The organism is Plantibacter sp. VKM Ac-2880 (assembly GCF_015351235.1).
Classification (GTDB): Bacteria; Actinomycetota; Actinomycetes; order Actinomycetales; family Microbacteriaceae; genus Plantibacter.
Window position 1 is genome coordinate 270975 of record NZ_JADKSJ010000002.1, and the last position, 19135, is coordinate 290109.

At 70.2% G+C, this 19135-nt stretch carries 17 protein-coding genes; 8 read left to right on the forward strand and 9 right to left on the reverse strand.

Annotated features, from left to right (window positions below; all coding sequences use genetic code 11):
• Positions 1-198: 198 nt before the first annotated feature.
• A complete protein-coding gene (locus ITJ57_RS13475) occupies positions 199-1479 on the reverse strand; it encodes a ParA family protein (protein WP_194670621.1) in 1281 nt (426 codons plus the stop codon).
• Positions 1479-2102 (reverse strand): hypothetical protein, encoded by a 624-nt coding sequence (locus ITJ57_RS13480; protein ID WP_194670622.1) that lies wholly within the window; start codon positions 2100-2102, stop codon positions 1479-1481. Before ITJ57_RS13480 ends, ITJ57_RS13475 begins: the two co-directional genes overlap by 1 nt.
• A 220-nt stretch (positions 2103-2322) precedes the next feature.
• Between ITJ57_RS13480 and ITJ57_RS13485 the strand changes: the two genes are divergently transcribed.
• Positions 2323-2619: a helix-turn-helix domain-containing protein gene (locus ITJ57_RS13485; RefSeq protein ID WP_194670623.1), complete on the forward strand. Its 297-nt coding sequence runs from the start codon at positions 2323-2325 to the stop codon at positions 2617-2619.
• Positions 2620-2653: 34 nt separating this feature from the next.
• On the opposite strand, the gene ITJ57_RS13490 is transcribed toward ITJ57_RS13485, so the two are convergent.
• Positions 2654-3244: a hypothetical protein gene (locus tag ITJ57_RS13490; protein ID WP_194670624.1), complete on the reverse strand. Its 591-nt coding sequence runs from the start codon at positions 3242-3244 to the stop codon at positions 2654-2656.
• 160 nt (positions 3245-3404) lie between these two features.
• Here ITJ57_RS13490 and ITJ57_RS13495 point away from each other — a divergent pair, with 160 nt between their 5' ends.
• Positions 3405-3905: an Rv3235 family protein gene (locus ITJ57_RS13495; RefSeq protein WP_228507246.1), complete on the forward strand. Its 501-nt coding sequence runs from the start codon at positions 3405-3407 to the stop codon at positions 3903-3905.
• Between the two features lie 83 nt (positions 3906-3988).
• Here ITJ57_RS13495 and secA read toward each other — a convergent pair whose 3' ends face one another.
• On the reverse strand, positions 3989-6835 hold the full coding sequence (secA, locus tag ITJ57_RS13500) for a preprotein translocase subunit SecA (protein WP_194670625.1): 2847 nt from the start codon (positions 6833-6835) through the stop codon (positions 3989-3991).
• Between the two features lie 226 nt (positions 6836-7061).
• On the opposite strand from secA, the gene ITJ57_RS13505 reads away from it, so the two are divergent.
• Positions 7062-7682 carry a PadR family transcriptional regulator gene (locus ITJ57_RS13505; RefSeq protein WP_194670626.1) on the forward strand — a complete coding sequence of 207 codons (621 nt, stop codon included), beginning with the start codon at positions 7062-7064 and terminating at the stop codon, positions 7680-7682.
• Here ITJ57_RS13505 and hpf read toward each other — a convergent pair.
• From hpf to mtrA, 5 genes are all read right to left on the reverse strand, one after another.
• Positions 7657-8301, reverse strand: coding sequence for a ribosome hibernation-promoting factor, HPF/YfiA family (gene hpf, locus ITJ57_RS13510; RefSeq protein WP_056012652.1), 645 nt, complete (start codon positions 8299-8301; stop codon positions 7657-7659). The two genes, ITJ57_RS13505 and hpf, sit on opposite strands and share 26 nt — an antisense overlap.
• Positions 8302-8441: 140 nt before the next feature.
• Positions 8442-9137, reverse strand: coding sequence for a ComF family protein (locus tag ITJ57_RS13515; protein WP_194670627.1), 696 nt, complete (start codon positions 9135-9137; stop codon positions 8442-8444).
• A gap of 94 nt (positions 9138-9231) precedes the next feature.
• Positions 9232-10965, reverse strand: a complete 1734-nt coding sequence (locus tag ITJ57_RS13520) for an LpqB family beta-propeller domain-containing protein (RefSeq protein WP_194670628.1) — start codon at positions 10963-10965, stop codon at positions 9232-9234.
• Entirely contained in the window at positions 10958-12649 is a 1692-nt protein-coding gene (gene mtrB, locus ITJ57_RS13525; RefSeq protein ID WP_194670629.1) for an MtrAB system histidine kinase MtrB, read from the reverse strand. The genes ITJ57_RS13520 and mtrB overlap by 8 nt, the downstream gene beginning before the upstream one ends.
• A gap of 6 nt (positions 12650-12655) precedes the next feature.
• A complete protein-coding gene (gene mtrA, locus ITJ57_RS13530) occupies positions 12656-13339 on the reverse strand; it encodes an MtrAB system response regulator MtrA (protein ID WP_056012662.1) in 684 nt (227 codons plus the stop codon).
• 163 nt (positions 13340-13502) lie between these two features.
• Between mtrA and ITJ57_RS13535 the strand changes: the two genes are divergently transcribed.
• The 5 genes from ITJ57_RS13535 to ITJ57_RS13555 are packed head-to-tail and all read left to right on the forward strand — an operon-like array spanning position 13503 to position 19112.
• Positions 13503-14939 (forward strand): hypothetical protein, encoded by a 1437-nt coding sequence (locus ITJ57_RS13535; RefSeq protein WP_194670630.1) that lies wholly within the window; start codon positions 13503-13505, stop codon positions 14937-14939.
• Entirely contained in the window at positions 14936-15604 is a 669-nt protein-coding gene (locus tag ITJ57_RS13540) for a DUF4129 domain-containing protein (RefSeq protein WP_194670631.1), read from the forward strand. The genes ITJ57_RS13535 and ITJ57_RS13540 overlap by 4 nt, the downstream gene beginning before the upstream one ends.
• Entirely contained in the window at positions 15601-16818 is a 1218-nt protein-coding gene (locus ITJ57_RS13545) for a DUF4350 domain-containing protein (protein WP_194670632.1), read from the forward strand. The genes ITJ57_RS13540 and ITJ57_RS13545 overlap by 4 nt, the downstream gene beginning before the upstream one ends.
• Positions 16815-17804, forward strand: coding sequence for a MoxR family ATPase (locus tag ITJ57_RS13550; protein WP_056781708.1), 990 nt, complete (start codon positions 16815-16817; stop codon positions 17802-17804). Before ITJ57_RS13545 ends, ITJ57_RS13550 begins: the two co-directional genes overlap by 4 nt.
• On the forward strand, positions 17805-19112 hold the full coding sequence (locus ITJ57_RS13555; RefSeq protein ID WP_194670633.1) for a DUF58 domain-containing protein: 1308 nt from the start codon (positions 17805-17807) through the stop codon (positions 19110-19112). It begins immediately after the preceding gene.
• The last annotated feature ends 23 nt before the right edge of the window (positions 19113-19135 follow it).

Sequence of the window (19135 nt, forward strand, 5' to 3'; positions counted from 1 at the left end):
TGAAACATTCCGTGGTGAATCCGACGGTTATCCAATCATAACGAACCGAGCCGGATGAATACGAATTGCCGTGCAACGCCCATTGAATACATCATCCAACGGATAACGGTATCGACTCCCGAAACAATGCAGATGAATATATCGGGATCCGCTGCATATTCGGGTGTTCACCTGGATATGCATTCGCGGGCACGCCCACTATTCATGTCGCCGCGTGCGCTCGACACCACGGCGGCGACCGCGTCGCCGTCGGAGCGACCGTCGACCCCGGCCGCGGTCTCGGCCGCGCGACGTCATCGCGTGGTCCTCCAGCTCGGCGGAGACGAATCGGCGCAGCGCCGTGGGGAGTGCGCCACGTGGTGCCTGGTCGCGGAGGCACTGCCCGGCGATGACGGCGGCGTCCACCACCCGCTGATCCTCGGGGAGCAGCGCAACCGCCTCGATCCCGCCGAACCGGGAGAGCGTCGAGGCCAGCTGACCGGCCGGCCCGGTGCCGAGCGCGACGCTGCGCAGCCGGTTCACCACGACGGAGATCCTGCTCGGATCGACGAGTTCGACGAGTTCCGCGTGCCCGCGGAGGAGACGCGTGATCCCGACCGGGTCCGCCGCCCCGACCTCGACGACGCGGTCGGCGGACCCGAGCACGGCGAACGCCGCACCGTTCCGACGTGGAGCGAAGAGGTCGCTCGAGATCTCCTCGTCCGCCTCCAGACAGAACGCGGTGTCTACGACGACGTCGTCCATCCACTCCCGGCACCGCTCCAAGGTCGTCGCGACGCGCTCGGTCGAGAGCTCGGGCCAGCGTGCTGCTCTCGAGATGCCGGTCAGTACCCGGAAGGCGCCGGACGGCGACGGGTGCACGACGGCGATGCGCTCGAGCTGTTCGATGTCGAGCGCGCCGCTGCCGGCCAGGCGACAAGCGGCCGCGAACCCCGGCGCTTCGTCGAGGAGCCCCAGCATGGTCGCGATGGACGAACCGTACGTGTCGGCGTCGATGAGCAGGACGCGCCGACCGCGCGCGGCGAGCTCGCTCGCGATGCCCGCGGCGACCGTCGTCGTGCCCGGCGAACCCGCCGAACCCCAGACGGCGATCACCCGACCCGCCACCCGCTCGGGCACCCGACGGTCGGCATCGCCGAGTTCGATCGGCGCGATGCTCCGCTCGAGTTCCTCCGCGTCCACCGGCAGGAGGACGACGTCCACGAGCCCGAGACCGGTGGCGTGACGGCGTTCCGATTCACCCGAGGCGAGCGCCACGACCCTGGTTCCGACGCGGTCGGCAGTGTCGATGAGTTCCGCACGGAGACCGGCGGCACCGGGTGAGACCAGCAGCACGTCCACGGGCGACGCGGCCGCCAGCCGGTCCTCGAGTTCGGCCGGGTCGTGGCAGCGCCAGGCCACGCGGTGACCGAGGTCGAGCATCGTCGCCAGGATCTCGCCCTCGACGCGCGGGTCGAGGGCGAGGCCGACCCGCAGCATCAGTGGCCGCCGGGTTCCGTCGGGACCACCGAGAGCAGGTGCGCGGCCGCGGTGGAGGCGAGGACCGTCGCCACGGCGGATCTGGGGACGGCGAGTTCGAGCGCGACCGAGCCGCCCCTCGCCAGGAACCCCTCCTCTTCGCTCGCCCGGACGACGGTCGCCGCCGAGACGAGCACCTCGGGGACGCCGTACCCGTCACCCTCGGGCGCAGCGGCCCAGAGGTCGACCACGGTCCCGCGGACGATGTCGGCGCTGAGCCTGCCCGCCGGCTCGACGACGAGCGTGGTCACGCCCACGGCGTCCGCCTCGCCGAGGGCCGCGAGCGGCACGAGCTCCCCGGCCGCGATGGTCCGGGTGACGACGGCGTCGTCCGGTGGATCCCCCTGCGCACCGAGGTAGCCCTCCTCGACGGCGCCGAGGCGGGTGTCGATGACACGCAGGGAGGATCGGTCGAGCGGGGTCCCCGGCGTCAGCGTCTCGGACGCGGCGTAGACCGGCACGGTGCGACTGGAGGTGGTCACGAGCCACCACACGCCGGCGATGGACGCCACGACGAGCATCACGCCCACCAGGAACCGCGGGTCCACCCAGATGCGCGAGCGCGACCAGCTCCGATTGCGCATCGGATCCGGGCTGACAGGGACGCCCCCGGGACGCGGTCTCCCGTCGGCCCTCGCACCCACCGGCTCCACGCCCGGGCCTCGTTCGATTCCCCGCACCGTCTCCTCCTTCGTCGGCGCACCCTGCGCCGTCTCCGTCCCCATGCTGCCGAGTGCGCGGCGGGCGCCGTGGAAGTTATCCACAGACCTCCGGACGCCGATCGCACGAGAGGATAATCGAGGAATGGAACTGCAGCGCGACCCGGCCCCGCTCGGCCGCTTCCTCACCGTCAGCGACGCGGCGGAGGTCCTGAACGTGTCGGCGGCGGAGATCGCCGGACTCATCGAGACCGGCGAACTGCCCGCGATCAGGGTCGGCCGCAGCGGTCCGTGGCGGATCGAGTTCCCGGCGCTCGAGGCCTTCATCTCGGGTCGATACGAGGAGGCCCGTCGTGCCGGGCTCTGGCACGAGGCCCAGTTCACCGAGCTGTCGGAGTTCTCCGGCGCCCCGACACTCCGGCCGCTCCTCCCCTTCAGCTGACGCCCGCCCGGGTGATCCACCGGCTGCGACCGCGTCAGTCCGCCCGCTCGACGACGACGAGTTCCGAGAAGGCGATGAGACGGATCTGCTCGACGTCCCGGGCGCGCCTGACGGACCCGGGCTCGTGCACGGCGAGGTCGAGATGGTCGCGACCGACGCGGTCGATCGTCCCGGCCCATCGGCCGGAGCGCGTGCGCACCAAGACGTTCGAACGTCGGCGAGCGAGGTCACGCAGGAGGAAGGAGATCGTGAGGCGGTCGAGCAGACGTGGCTCGTGCGGCGCGACCTCGTCGAGGCTCCAGTCGACCTGGGTCTCGGTCAACGCGACCGCTGCGACGGCGGAGAGCGGCACGATGAGCTCCTGTCGATCCCGCACCCCTGCGCTGGCCTGCAACCAGTCCTTGCCCACACTCCGGACGCGAAGCCGCCAGGTGCTGCCATCGACGAGTTCGACGACCAGTGCCTCGTCGGTGCCGAGATCGGCTTGCAGCGCCAGGACGCGCTCGCGCAGGGTGAGCCGTCCGCGACGAAGCCGCTCGGCCTCCAGCCGCACGCCGGCGTCGTCGGCCTCGAGCTCGTCGTCGAGCTGGCCGGCGAGATCGTCGAACAGGCTGTCCCAACGCATACGCCGACGCTAGTCCGCCGACCGGCCAAGCGTCACGAGTTCTCCACAGCGAGGAACGGCTCGGCGAAGCACTGGACATCGGATCTCTGGCATGGTTAGTTTAACATTCCACATACGGTCGCCCCACTCCGGTCGGCCGTTCGACCCCCTCGGAGGCCCCATGACCATCGCTGCACGGCATGACGACGACGAGTCCACGACGCGGCCGGCACGCCTCCGGCCGGCGGGCCCACTCCCCGAGCGCCGCACGCGGGAGCCTCGCTCCGTCATCCGTCCGGGGAGCGACGAATTCTTCGGACACCAGCCCGCACCCCGCGCCGAGCTCCCCGACCCACGGCCGCTCCTCGAGAACCTCACGCGCAGCGTCATCGAGGTCATCGCCGGAGCACGCGACCTCACGCAGCTCGCCCGCTGGATCACGGCCGACGTCCACACCGTCCTGCTGAAGCGGGTCATCCTCGCCGAACGGGCCAGACGCGTCCGCGGCGTCCCGGGGAGCGTCCCCCTCATCTCGATCGGCACCGTCACCGTCACGGAACCGCGGGACGGCGTCGTCGAATCCGTCGTCATGGTGCACGGACGCGCCAGATCCCGCGCCGTCGCCATCCGACTCGAGGGCCTCGACGGCCGGTGGCGAGCCACCTCCGTCAGCGTCCTCTGAGCCCGGGCGACCGCCCCATCGACGACGAAAGCCCTCCGGACCGATGACTCCTGGTCCGGAGGGCTTCGTCGTGCGCGGAGTGACTACTTCTTCTTGCCCTGCTTGCGTCGGTCGGAACGGTTGCTCGGCGCCGCGGGCGCCGCGTCGGACTGCTGTCCGAAGGCCCCACGCGTCGCCTTCGCCGTGGGCGCGGACTTGGCCGACGGGGTCGACTTCGTCGCCGGAGCGCCCGCACCTGCGGTGCCGCCGGCCTGCTGCAGACGCTGAGCACGCTCGGTCGCCGCCTTCTCGATCTGCCCGCGCTGGTTGCGCACCTCGACGCCACCCTGCTCGCTCGGCGCGGAGTAGCTCAGCTTCTCGGTGTCGGGTGTCTCCTGCGTCAGGCCCTTGGCCGTGATCGCCGGTGCGGCAGCACCCGAGTCGACCTCGCCGTTCACCTCGACCTCGAGGTTGAACAGGAATCCGACGCTCTCCTCACGGATCTGCCCCATCATCTGCTGGAACATCGCGTATCCCTCGCGCTGGTACTCGACGAGCGGGTCGCGCTGCGCCATGGCACGGAGGCCGATACCGTCCTTCAGGTAGTCCATCTCGTAGAGGTGGTCGCGCCAACGGCGGTCGATCACCTGGAGCACGACGCGACGCTCGAGCTCGCGCATCGCGGGGGCCCCGAGGGACTCCTCGCGGTTGGTGTACGCCAGCTTCGCGTCCGAGAGGATTTCGCGCCGCATGAAGTCGCGGTTGATCCGTCCCTTCGCTCCGGCCTCCTGGACCACCTCGTCGATCGTCAGACCCACCGGGTAGAGGGTCTTGAGTTCCGCCCAGAGGGCGTCGAAGTCCCAGTCGTCGCCGTTGCCTTCGCCGGTGTGCTCGTCGAGCACGTCGTCGACGACGCTCTCCAGGAACTGCTGCGCGCGGTCGTGGAGGTCGTCGCCCTCCAGGATGTGGCGGCGGTCGGAGTAGATCGCCTCGCGCTGGCGGTTGAGGACGTCGTCGTACTTGAGCACGTTCTTGCGGATCTCGGCGTTGCGCGCCTCGACCTGCGACTGGGCACTGCGGATCGCGCGGCTCACGATCTTCGACTCGATCGCCAGGTCGTCGGGGACGTTCTGACGACCCATGAGGCTCTCGGCTGCGCCGGCGTTGAACAGGCGCATGAGGTCGTCGGTGAGCGACAGGTAGAAGCGGCTCTCACCCGGGTCGCCCTGACGTCCGGAACGACCGCGCAGCTGGTTGTCGATACGGCGGGACTCGTGGCGCTCGGTGCCGAGGACGTACAGGCCACCGGCCTCGATGACCTTGTCGGCCTCCACCTTGACCGCGGCCTTGACCTCCGTGAAGACCTCGTCCCACGCCGCCTCGTACTCCTCGGGCGTCTCGATCGGGCTGAGACCCTTCGCGTTCATCTCGGCGACGGCGAGGAACTCGGCGTTGCCGCCGAGCATGATGTCGGTTCCACGTCCGGCCATGTTGGTGGCGACGGTGACCGAGCCGAGCCGCCCGGCCTGGGCGATGATCGCGGCTTCACGCGCGTGGTTCTTCGCGTTGAGGACCTCGTGCTTCACTCCCTTCTTGGCGAGGAGCCGTGACAGGTACTCGCTCTTCTCGACGCTCGTCGTGCCGACCAGCACCGGCTGGCCCTGCTCGTGCCGCTCGACGATGTCCTCGACGACCTGGGCGAACTTCGCCTCCTCGTTCTTGTAGACGAGGTCGGACTGGTCGATGCGCTGCATCGGACGGTTCGTCGGGATGGGTACGACGCCGAGCTTGTAGGTCGACATGAACTCCGCCGCCTCGGTCTCGGCCGTACCGGTCATGCCGGAGAGCTTCTCGTAGAGACGGAAGTAGTTCTGGAGCGTCACCGTGGCGAGCGTCTGATTCTCCGCCTGGACGGCGACGCCCTCCTTGGCCTCGATCGCCTGGTGGATGCCCTCGTTGTAGCGACGACCGACGAGGATACGGCCCGTGTGCTCGTCGACGATGAGCACCTCGCCGTTCATGACGACGTAGTCCTTGTCTTTCTTGAACAGGGCGCGGGCCTTGATCGCGTTGTTCAGGAACGAGATGAGCGGGGTGTTCGCGGACTCGTAGAGGTTGTCGATGCCGAGGTAGTCCTCGACCTTCTCGATACCGGGCTCGAGCACGCCGACGGTGCGCTTCTTCTCGTCGACCTCGAAGTCCTCGCCGGGTTCGAGCCGGACGGCGAGCCGCGCGAACTCCTGGAACCAGCGGTTCGCCTCGCCGGAGGCCTTCCCGGAGATGATGAGCGGGGTCCGCGCCTCGTCGATGAGGATGGAGTCGACCTCGTCGACCACGGCGAAGAAGTGGCCGCGCTGCACCATGTCCTTGGCCTGCCAGGCCATGTTGTCGCGCAGGTAGTCGAAGCCGAACTGGTTGTTCGTGCCGTAGGTGATGTCGGCGGCGTACTGCTCGCGACGCTGCTCCGGCGTCTGACCCTCGACGATCACGCCGGTGGTCATGCCGAGCGCGCGGAAGACGCGGCCCATGATCTCCGACTGGTAGGACGCCAGGTAGTCGTTCACCGTGACGATGTGGACGCCCTTGCCGGCGATCGCGTTGAGGTACGCCGGGAGGGTCGCGACGAGCGTCTTGCCCTCACCGGTCTTCATCTCGGCGATGTTGCCGAGGTGGAGGGCGGCACCACCCATGATCTGGACGTCGAAGTGCCGCATGCCGATCGTGCGACGCGCCGCTTCGCGCACCGCCGCGAACGCCTCGGGGAGGAGGTCGTCGAGGGTCTCGCCCTTCTCGAAGCGCTCTCGCAACTCGACGGTCTCGCTCTTCAGCTCCTCGTCGCTCAACTCCGTGAAGTCGTCCTCGAGGGCATTGACCGCCTTCGTGAGGCTGGTCAGCTTCCGGAGGATGCGACCTTCGCCGACGCGAAGGATCTTCTCAAGTGGTGAGGCCACGAATTGCTCTCCATTACGTGTTCCTGATCTCCACCCGGGTCGACTGACCTGGACGGACGGGGTGCACCAGAACGGGGCAGTCCTCTCAACATGTTAGCGGTGAGTCGCTTGAGTGGACCCTGTGTATCGGCCGTCCGCCGATGTCCTCGGAGCGCCGCCGTCCCGCGCGAGGGTCCGGTCACTAGGCTGGCCACACCATACGGCGTAGGTATATGTGGGAGGTTCGATGTCGGTCAAGCACGGTCTCCTCGCGATCCTGGCCTCCGGCGACGACTACGGGTACCGGCTGCGCGCGGAGTTCGACCGCCGGACGACACCGACGACGGCGCTCAACGTCGGCCAGGCCTACGCGACCCTCGATCGACTCGAGCGCGACGGGCTCGTCGAACGCGCCGCGGTGAACGGGCAGGGTCACGTCTTCTACCGGATCACGACTGCGGGCTTGGCCGTCCTCGACACCTGGTGGTCGACACCGGTCACCACGGGCGCCTCACGGGACGAACTCCCGAACAAGGTCGCGCTCGCGGCGTCGTTGCGCGGGGTCGACGCCCACGGGGTCATCGCGGTGCAGCAGGCGTGGACCCTCGACCTCGCCCAGGACCTCGACAGCACGCTCGCCGCCCTCCCACCGACCCCGCAGGGCGACATCGCGTGGATCGGCCTGGACGCGCGGCGCCGACGCGCCGCCGCGGAACTCGAGTGGCTCGCGGCGACGTCTGCACGACTGCGCGCGCGCGACCCCGCCTTCGACGTCGGGACCGACACACCACGACGCGGCCGCCCGGCGAACCGGGCGACCGCGTCGGCGGGTGGAGCTGACGTTACTTCGAGCCGTCCTCGAGGCTGATCACGCCGTAGTCCCAGCCCTTCCGGCGGTACACGACGCTCGCGCGCTCCGAGGCGGCGTCGATGAAGAGGAAGAAGTCGTGACCGACGAGTTCCATGCGGTCCACCGCCTCCTCGAGGCTCATCCACTCGGCGGGGAACTCCTTCGTGCGGATCACGACGGGCGAGTACGCCTCGGGTTCCTCGTCCTCTCGGGTCAGCGTCGCGACGCTCCCGGTCGCGACCTGCTCGATGAGCTCCGGTGCCGCGGGCGTGATGTCGACCCCGCTGAAGCCCTCGCTGCTCGCCGCGTGCAAGGAGGTCCGGTGCTTGCCGCGGTGTTCCTGCTTGCGGTCCTTGGACCGGCGGACGCGCTCGAGCATGCGGGCGATCGCCAGGTCGAAGGCGACGTACTTGTCGGAGCCGGTCGACTCCGCCCGGACCAGCGGCCCCGGCCCCACGAGCGTGAGCTCCACGCGGTCCTCACCCTTGCGACCGTTGGCGTCGTTGTGGCGGGACACCTTGATGTCGAGCGACTGCGCCTGCTCGACCAGATGGGCGACCTTCTCCGCCTTCTCGGTCGCGTACTCGCGGAACCGATCGGTGATGCCGAGTCCAAGTCCGACGATGTTGATATCCACGTTCGACCTCCTCATCCGGCTGACCACCCGGTCTCGGGCGGTCTTTCGCGCCGTTCTGCCACCGTAGTGCCCGAGGCTGCGGAAGTCATCAGCGGAGTTCGGCGTGTGTTCACCCGACGGCTGTCCGGCACCCCTACCGTTCACCCGTCGACCCGGGCGAGCGCGACGACACCGGCCACGACACCGCCCGCCGCGTGGACCGCACGGATCGCCTCCGCGACCGTGGCACCGGTCGTGACGACGTCCTCGACGAGGAGGAACCGACGACCGTCGAGCGGTTCACGGGCGACGAGTGCACCGTCCAGGTTCGCGAACCGCTCCGCGCGGCCGAAGTCGCGTTGATCGGCCGGCTCACGGACCCACCGGAGCGGTCGGTGTGGTCGGGCGCCGAGCCGCCGGACGATCCGCTCCACCGGATGGAAGCCCCGCTCCCGCGCGGCGCGTCGTCTGGCCGGGACGGTCGCGATCTCCGGGGTGACGCCGTCGGTACCTGCCGCCTCGGCCATCGCGAGCCGGAATGCGGGTTCCAGCGCTGCGGCCAGCGGCCGGACGAGCCCGACCCGTGCGTCCTCCTTGTAGGCGAGCAGGACGGCGCCGACGAGCGCGTCGTACCGACGCGCGGCGAGCCCCGGGGTGCCGTCCGGGCAGGACCAGCGCACTCGGGCGTCGGATCCGGGGCCGCCCGGTGCACGCAGGCGGGTGCGACACCGGTCGCAGAGGCCGCGGTCGGGCGACCCGCAGCCGGCGCACACCACGGGCACGAGCAACGCCCAGGCGTCGAGACAGGCCGCTCGGGTCGCGTTCACGGCCGCCTGTCGGTCGAGGGTGGAGGTCATCCTCCGATGATCCTGCGCCGCTGGGACGTCGCGGAGCAGGATCGATCGATGGGGCACGCCGGCGGGTCGGCGGCACGGTGTGGAGCGCGGTCGCTCAGTCGGGCGAACCCAACTGAGTCGCGATGAACCGGACGTCGCCACCCGCTTCCTGCCAACTCGATCCCCGCGGGAGCAGGAGCCGGCCATCGCTCGTGAGCGCCCGGAGCTGGGTGAGCCCGTTCCCGCCGACGAGGGTCGTCACGTTCGCCAACGGCGGCACCGGCGCCGAGCGCCCGCCGATCTGCTGCGTGAGGATCGTCGTCTGCTCATCGCCGTCGAGGAGCACGGCGACCGTGATGTCGTCGACCCAGGTGACGGTCTTCGCCGCCGAGGACATCACGCGGAGCTCGACGGGGTCGCCGAGCCGCAGCGGCGCGTTCCGATCTCCGCGGATGATCGCCGCGGCCACGAGTCGGGACTGGGTCCCGTCGCGCAGGAGGGCGACCAGTCGGGTCCCCTCCCTGGAGACCTGGATCGAGTCGATCGTGGATGCACCCGTCCAGCTCGTGGTGACCTGGACCGTGCCGCCGGCCGCGTCGTGCGCGAGCAGCGCCGTGGGCGCGGTGGCGGGGACGGTCCAGGTGAATCCGAACGGGTCCATGGTCGGCGGCAGCAGCCCCGGCCGGTCGTCCACCAGCCGGACGTCGCCGTCGGCCTGGACGACCGTGACGCCCGCCGCGGACCGCACCGCCGCCTGGTCGTGGTCGGCCGAGAGCACCGCCGCGTCCGCTCCGGCCGCGACGACCGCCGCCGAGATCCCCGGCACCGTCTCGATCCCGTCGCCGGAGGCGAAGCCGAACTCGTCACCGCGCTGCACGAGCGCCCTGGGGTCGACGCGTGGTGCGGCGAGCGTCAACGGTGACACCGTCTGGGTCGAGTTGCCGACCACGGTGATCGCGACGTTCGAGACCGCTGCGACACCGCCCACGCTGCCGGACAGCTGCACGAGACTGCTCGTCAGCTGGAGCTGCATCCGCTGGAGGGTGACCGCGTCGGCCTGCAAGGCAGGTTTGGTGAGGTCCACGCGGGCGGTACCCGCCTCGACCGGGACCGCGTCGCTCGTGAGTGACGTCCCCTCGGGGAACGCCGTCGCGACCGCGCCCTTCAACCACTCCGCGGGCCCGTCGAGCAGCGCCCCGACGATCCGCGTCGCCGTGGAGGCCCGGGACGGGAACCAGCGCTGGTCCGGCACGAGTCGCGTGTAGCTCGGGTCGAAGTAGCTCAGCGAGTACGCCGCGAAGACGTCGGCGAAGGTCGAGGCCTCGAGCACGATGCCGGGTGGTGCGGACGCGATGCGCCACTCCCCCCGCACCTGGATGAACCCGTAGGTCCAGCTGAGGGGCGAGGAGTTCGCCGATTCGCGGTACTCGCCGCGGTCGTCCACCGCGGCTACGGGGCTGACGGTCAGCTGCACCGCGTCGGCGACGGGCGCGAAGGTCCGCCCGCCCTGGTCGATCGTCACCCCGGCGTCGGGATCCCAGTCGGACCGGAGTTCCGGTGCGAGGAACTCGCGGGCGATCTCGTAGTTGTTCTGCGGGCTCGCGGCGGCGTCGATGAACCCGCGGAGGATCTGCTCCTGGGTCGCGCCCTCCGTCGGGCCTGGCGCGATGAAGTTGACGTCCACATCGCCGTCGCCACCTCCGACGGTGCCGCCGTCCTGCACCGAACCGCCACGAGGGATCCCGACGCAGGCGGAGAGCACCGCGACGAGGAGCACCGGGAGGGCCGCGGCGGCGAGGCGCCGCGCGACGGATCGTCGTCGTCGAGGTCGTGTGGAGCGGTCAACCACGAGCATCCTCCTCATCGTCGTCGGGTGCGGTCACCGTCTGGAGCGAGCGCGTCGTCGGGGCGGTCAGCTCGTCGACGATGGACTCGATCGCGTCGTCCGGGGGCAGACTGATCGGCGATCGCACGATCTCCGTCCCCGGTTCGCGCGGGATCGTGAGGCGGAACGACGAACCGCCCGCCGGCTCGGACCAGACCTCCAGCCACCCCTCGTGGAGGATCGCGTCCTCCAGGGAGATGGCGAGCCCGAGACCCGTTCCACCGATGGTCCGTTTGCGTGACGGGTCCGCGCGCCAGAAGCGGTCGAACACCCGCTCCGTCGCCTCGGGGGTCATCCCCTGGCCGTAGTCCCGGACGGCGATGGCGACCGAGGACTCGTTGCTGTCGACCGACACCACGATCGGTTTCCCTTCGCCGTGCTCGATGGCGTTGCCGATGAGGTTGCGCACGATCCGACGGATGCGGCGTGGGTCCATCGGGACCGCCGAGTACCCGCCGGGCGCGACGATGCGGAGATCCGACCCGGTCGGCTCAGCGAGGGGTCGCAGCTCGTCGACGACCTCTTCCGCAAGGTGGACGAGGCTCGTCGGCTCGAGATCGAGCTCGATGCTCCCCGCGTCGTACCGGCTGATCTCGAGCAGGTCGGCGAGCAGGATCTCGAACCGGCCCACCTGGTCGTGCAGGAGCTCCGCCGTCCGCTCCGTCGCCGGGGGGAACGAGTCCCGCTGGTCGTAGAGCACGTCGCCGGCGAGCCGGATCGTCGTGAGCGGCGTGCGCAGCTCATGGGAGACGTCCGAGACGAACCGCTGCTGCACGAGCGAGAGCTCGGCCAGTTCCTTGATCTGTTTCTGCATGCTCGCGGCCATGCCGTTGAAGGACCTGGCGAGCGTGGCGAGCTCGTCCTCGCCCTTCTCCGGCATGCGGACGTCGAGGTCACCACCGGCCAGACGTTGGCTCGTCTCGGCGGCGGAGCGGATGGGCGTCGCGACGAACCTGACGATGAACCACGCCGCGCCTCCGACGAGGATCATCAGGCCGACACCGGCCAGGAACAGGGTGCGTTGGACGAACCCGAGTGTCTGCTCCGACTCGTTCAGGTCGTACCCGAGGTAGATCTCATACGACCCCGCGGTCGGCATCGACACCTCCGAACCGACGACGATGCCGGCGGTCGACGAACCGTCAGCGGTGGTCAGAGTGACCGACTGCCACTGGAGCGTGTCCGGGTCGGCTCGGACCGCCTCGGTGAGTTCGTCCGAGATCACGCCGCCGGCGAGCCCAGGGGATTCGAAGCCTGGCGGCGTCACCTGGCTGAAGTCCTGACCCGGGGCACGGTAAGCGGCGATCAGGCTGCTGCCGGACGTGGTCTGGAGGTCGGTCCGCACCGTCCCCATCAGCTGCTGCAGGGCGACCCGCTCGCTGGCATCCGAGGCGTCGAGGATGCTCTGCGCCGAGGCGATGGCTCGACTGGACCCGGCGAGCGCCTGTTGCAGCCGGGACTGGAAGAGATCGTTCCCGATGCTGAAGGAGAGGTAGGCACCGGTGAGGAGGATGGCGAGTCCCGACAGCCCGACGGTGATGGCGACGGTCCGGAACTGCAGCGAGCGCCGCCACTGCGAGCGCAGCTGCTGCGGCCACGTCCGCCAGAGACGCCAGTCGGCCGCCCAGCCGGCGAGTCGGGAGGCCATGTCGGATCAGCCGGTGACGGCGCCGGCGCGGTACCCGACGCCGCGGACCGTCATGACGATCTTAGGGTTGTCCGGGTCTTCCTCGACCTTGGCGCGGAGCCGTTGCACGTGCACGTTCACAAGCCGGGTGTCGGCCTTGTAGTGGTACCCCCACACCTGCTCGAGCAGCATCTCGCGGGTGAACACCTGCTGCGGCTTGCTCGCGAGCGCGAGCAGGAGGTCGAACTCCAGCGGGGTGAGGCCGATGACCCCGTCGGCGCGACGGACCTCGTGGCCGGCGACGTCGACGGTGAGGTCGCCGATGCGGAGCGTCTCGGCGAGGTCGGCGGCCGGGGCGCGCAACCGCGTGCGGATCCGGGCCACGAGCTCCTTCGGGTTGAAAGGCTTGACCATGTAGTCGTCGGCTCCGGATTCGAGGCCCTTGACCACGTCCGCGGTGTCGGACTTCGCGGTCAGCATGATGACGGGGACGCCGGACTCCTGCCGGATCAGGCGACAGACCTCGATCCCGTCGATGCCGGGGAGCATGAGGTCGAGCAGGACGAGGTCGGGCTTCGTGTCGCGGAACGCCTGGAGCGCGCCGCTGCCGTCCGCGCAGAACGACGGTTCGAAACCCTCGGTGCGCAGGACGATGCCGATCATCTCGGCGAGTGCGGTGTCGTCGTCGACGACGAGGATGCGTGCGTTCATAGCTCCGTCTCGGGTGTGACCGGCCGGCCGCGCTGCCTGACCGGTGTCCTTACGTCTCGCCTCAGCGTAGTCGAACTGTCCCCAGGAACCGCCGAAGGTCCGGTCCCGGACCGGTCCGGTGTGACAACATGGAGGAGTTCGAGACGGCGAGGGGGTGCTGCTGATGGACGGTGAACAGCGAGCTGGGGGCGAGATGGGCGATCAGGGTCAGCGCCCGTGGACGAACCCCGAGGAGCCGCGGAGACCGGACGGGTCGGCAGAGGCGCCATCCCGACAGACACCGCAGCAGCCCGGGTACCCACAATCCTCCGGATACCCGCAGCAACAGCCCGGATACGGCGCGCAGCCCGCCTCCGGCCAACAGCCGGGGTACGGACAGCAGCCCGCCTCCGGCCAACAGCCGGGGTACGGACAGCAGCCCGCCTACGGACAGGCTCCTTACACCCAGTCCGCCCCCTACCAGCAGCCCGGGTACGGCACACCTCAGGCGGCTCCGAGCGCCGGCTACGACGCGAACCCCTACGCGAACGCCGCGCAGTGGGCCCCCGGTCCCCAGCAGGGCTGGGCTCCCCCGCCCAAGCCGGGACTCATCCCGCTCCGTCCGCTGTCCTTCAGCGACCTCTTCGGTGCCCCCTTCCTCGTCCTGCGCCGGAACCCGAAGGCCACGTTCGGGAGTGCGCTGCTCTTCCAGGGCCTCACCGCGGTCCTCTCCCTCGTCATCGTGGGCCTCGTCGCCTGGCTCTCGTTCAGTCGGCTGTCACAGGCGGCCCCTGGCGAGGAGGACGCCATCGGTGCCGGCGCGATCACGGCGATCATCCTCTCCTCGCTCATCCCGATCGCGGTCTCGATCGCCGGGAGCGCGATCCTGCAGGGCATCATCGCCCAGGAGGTCGCCCGCGGCACCCTCGGCGAGAAGCTGCCGCTCGGGGTCCTCTGGCGTCGCACCAAAAAACGCTTCCTCCCGCTCATCGGATACACCTTCCTCCTCATCGGCGTCGTGACCGTCTTCATCGCCGTCGCGGTCGGCCTCGGGTTCGTCCTCACCGGACTCGGCGGCAGAGCCGGCGTGGTCCTGACCGTGCTCATGGCGATCGCGGCGCTCCTGGTGCTGGTCGTCGCATCGGCCTGGTTGGGGACGAAGTTCTCCCTCACACCGAGCATCATCGTCCTGGAGAACAGTCGGGTGTTCCCCGCGCTGGCGCGGTCGTGGCGCCTGACCGACGGGTACTTCTGGCGGACGTTCGGCGTCCAGTTCCTCGTCTCCTCGGTCGTCAGCGTCGCCTCGCAGGTCGTCGCGACGCCCATCAGTCTGCTCGCGAGTTTCGTGCCCGTGATCCTCGTCGGTGTCGACTCCGAGGCGACGATGATCGTGGCGACCATCGCCGCTCAGGGCCTGTCCCTGCTCGTCTCCGTCATCATCGGCGCGATCACCGTCGTCGTCATCAGCGCCACCTCCGCCGTGATCTACATCGATCTGCGGATGCGGAAGGAGGGCCTCGACCTCGATCTGGCCCGCTTCGTGGAGGCCCGGTCCGGAGGCCGTGAGGCGGTCGACAACCCCTTCGACCTCACCGCCGCCGGGGGTAAAGCACCCCGATGAACCCGTTGGTCCTCACCTCGCGACTCGACGTCCCGCTCGTCCCGGACGCGCCGGGCGCACGTGACCTCCTGCAACGCGAGCTGTCGAAACCCGAGTACCAGACGGCGCAACCGTCTCTGTGGGACATCATCTCGAAGGCCTTCTGGGACTGGGTCAACTCCCTCCGTGTGCCAGGAGACGGGCCGTTCACCGGGCTGTTCCCGATCATCGCGATGACGGTGGTCGTCGTCGGCATCGTGATCGCGTTCATCGTGTGGGGCGTCCCGCGCATCAACCGACGGAGCACCCGGCAGCTGGACCTGTTCGGTGAGCGCGACGACCGGACCGCCGATCAGCTGCGACGCGATGCGAGGACGGCGGCCGGTGCCGGCGACTGGACCGTGGCGCTGCAGGAGCTCTACCGCGCCATCGCCCGCGGGGTCTCCGAGCGGACGATCGTGGTGGTGTCCCCCGGCACCACGGCACACGGCTTCGCGGCCCGGGCGGCGGCGGCGTTCCCCGCCGAGGGCCGCCCGCTCGAGCGGGCGGCCGACGTCTTCGACGCCGTCCGGTACCTCGATGCGACCGGCACCGAGGAGCAGTACCGCGAGCTCGAGGCCTTGGACGCCCGACTCGCCACGGCGGCACCCGCCTTCCTCGCCGAGCCGGAGGACGTCCGCCGGTGACCCTCACGACGAAACCCGCTGCGGAGCAGCAACCCGAACCCGACGTCGCCACGCCGCGGCTCCGCACGAGACTTCGACGGAACCGGTTCTGGATCATCGCGGCGGTGTTCGCGATCGGCGTCGCGCTCGTTCTCATGTTCGTGACCCGCGGCGCCTCCATCGACGCCGCCCTCCTGAGCCCCGGCAACCAGACTCCGAACGGCGGACGGGCGCTCGCCCAGGTCCTCCGCCAGGAGGGGGTCACCGTGAGTGAGACGACGACCCTCGACGCGACGCTCGAAGCGGTGGAGGACTCGGAGACCACCGTGTTGTACTTCGATCCGACGGGTCTGCTGGACGCTGAGCAGCTCGAGCGGCTGAGCGACGCCGACGCCCGACTCGTCGTGGTCACGCCGCGCGCATCGGTGCTCCGCACGCTCTTCCCCGGGGTGTCCTTCGCCGGAAGTGCCGACGCCACCGAGGTCCTCCAGGCGGACTGCGCAGACGACACCGCCGACCGGGCCGAGTCGGTCACGGGCGGGTGGACGCTGTACACGTCGACGGACGCAGACACCGAAGGGTGCTTCACCGGAGATACCGGCGGGAGTGCCGTGATCTCGCAGGACGACGGCGAACGGGTGCTGCTCGGGTCGGCTGACGCGCTCACGAACGATGTGATCGACCGAGCCGGGAACGCGGCGCTGGCCCTCGGACTGCTCGGCGGCACCGAGCAGCTGGTCTGGTACCTCCCGAGCCTCGCCGACGTGCCAGTGACGGGCCCGCCGAGCCTTGACGAACTGACCCCGGGCTGGGTCGCCGGGGTCACGGGCACCGTCGTCATCACGGCGGTCCTCGCCATGATCTGGCGCGGGCGCCGGTTCGGTCCGCTCGTCATCGAGGACCTGCCGGTGGCGGTCCGGGCGAGCGAGACGATGGAGGGTCGTGCGCGGCTCTACCAGCGCTCCGCGAACCGCCGGCGTGCCCTCGACGCACTGCGCATCGGCACCGTCTCCCGCCTAGCGGTCGCGACGGGGCTCTCCCGTCACGCCTCGGTCGTCGAGGTCGCCGACACGGTCTCCGGCGTGGCCGGTCTCGACCCCCGGCACGTCCGCGCCGTCCTCCTCGACGCCGAACCCACGAGTGATGCCGACCTCGTCGCCCTCTCCGATCACCTGCTCGATCTCGAAGCCGCCGTCGCGCGCGCCACGGACCTCACCGGAAGGAACCATCCATGACCGACGCCCCAGCGCCCGGAACCACCACCCCGAGCCCCGACGACCTCCGACGCGCTCTCGCCCAGGTGCGCGTTGAGGTCGGCAAGGCCGTCGTGGGCCAGGACGCCGCCGTCACCGGCCTCGTGATCGCCCTCCTCGCGAAGGGACACGCGCTCCTCGAGGGTGTGCCCGGCGTCGCCAAGACGCTGCTCGTCCGATCGCTCAGTCACGCCCTGAGCCTCGACACGAAGCGGGTGCAGTTCACCCCGGACCTGATGCCGGGCGACGTCACCGGATCGCTCGTCTACGACGCGAAGACCGGCGAATTCGAGTTCCGCGAGGGCCCCGTCTTCACGAACATCCTCTTGGCCGACGAGATCAACCGGACGCCTCCCAAGACCCAGTCAGCCCTGCTCGAAGCGATGGAGGAACGCCAGGTCAGCGTCGACGGCCGTTCACTGCCGCTCCCCGACCCGTTCATCGTCGCCGCGACGCAGAACCCGATCGAGTACGAGGGCACGTACACGCTCCCGGAGGCGCAGCTCGACCGATTCCTCCTGAAGCTCGTGCTCGACGTTCCGGAGCGGGACGTCGAGGTCGAGGTGCTCCGCCGCCACGCCGCCGGGTTCAGTCCCCGGGACCTGGCCGCCGCCGGCGTCACCCCGGTGATGGGCGCCGCCGAACTCCGTGCCGCACAGGTGGAGGTCGGCCGGGTCGGTGCCAGTGCCGACGTCCTCGCTTACGTCGTCGACCTCGCCCGCGCTACACGACGGAGCCCCTCCGTCCGGCTCGGCGTCAGTCCCCGCGGGACGACCGCCCTGCTGGCGTCGGCGAAGGCCTGGGCCTGGTTGAGCGGCTATCAGTCGATCACCCCGGACCACGTGCAGACCATGGTCCTGCCCGTCTGGCGCCACCGGATGCAGTTGCGCCCGGAGGCGGAGCTCGAAGGCGTCTCGGTGGACGCCATCCTGCGGTCGATCATGCAGCAGGTCCAGGTCCCCATCTAGATGGCCGTCACCGGGAGGTTCGTCGCATTCGTCGCGTTCGGCATCGTGCCGATCGTGGTGATCGGTGTGCTCACGGATGACGCGGCCTGGGCGTTCGCCGTCTGGCTCGGCCTCGTCGCCCTCCTCGGCGTCCTCGACCTCGTCCTCGCCGGGTCGCCGCGCGAGATCATCCTGCAACGGGTGCTCCCGTCGCGGATCCGGCTCGGCGAATCGGCGACGAGCACGCTCTTGCTGACCAACCGCGGTGGCCGTCGCGTGCGCGCCCTCGTCCGCGACGCCTGGCAGCCGTCGGCAGGGGCGCCGACCGCCCGCCTCCGTGTCGACCTCCCGCCCGGCGAGCGGCGGAGCGTCAGCCTCGTGCTCATGCCCTTCCGTCGCGGCGAGCGCAGGGTGTCACAGGTGACGGTGCGGTCGTTCGGGCCGCTCGGTCTCCTCGCGCGGCAGGCGACGCTCAACAGCCCGGGACACCTCCGTGTCCTCCCGGCGTTCGCGTCTCGGAAACACCTCCCGAGCCGCATCGCGCGCCTGCGCGAACTCGATGGCGCGACGAGCGTCATGGTGCGCGGTCAGGGCACCGAGTTCGACTCGCTCCGAGAATACGTGCGCGGTGACGACGTGCGATCGATCGACTGGCGGGCGACCGCCAGACGTGGCGACGTCATGATCCGCACGTGGCGGCCCGAACGCGACCGCCGGGTCGTCATCGTGACCGACACCGGACGGACGTCCGCCGCGCGCATCGTCGACGAGCCGCGCATCGACACCGCGTTCGAAGCGGCGTTGCTGCTGGCGGCGTTGGCGACGAGGGCCGGTGACCGCATCGACTACCTCGCCTACGACCGACGCGTGCGGGGTCGGGTGCAGGGCGCGACCGGGCCGGAGTTGTTGTCGCGGATGGTCGACGCGATGGCGCTCGTCGACCCCGAACTCATCGAGACCGACTGGGACGCTGTCCCCGGCCAGGTGAGGCAGATCACGAACCAGCGCGCACTCGTCGTCCTGCAGACGTCGATCGACGCTCCAGGCGCGGCGCGAGGGCTGCTCGCGGTGCTCCCCCAACTCACGCAGCGGCACACGGTGGTCGTGACGAGCGTCGTCGACCCGGCGACGATCGAAGCGACGCGGGACCGCGGCAGCCGGGAGAGCGTCTACCGCGCGGCCTCCGCCGAACGGGCGCTTCTCGACATCGAGCGGGTGTCGGCGGCCATCAGGCAGCTCGGAGCGGACGTCGTCACCGGATCACCGGAGACCTTACCCCCCGCCCTGGCGGACGCCTACATCGCGCTGAAGGCGTCGGGGCGGCTCTAGGACAGGCCCGGTCCGCGGACTGG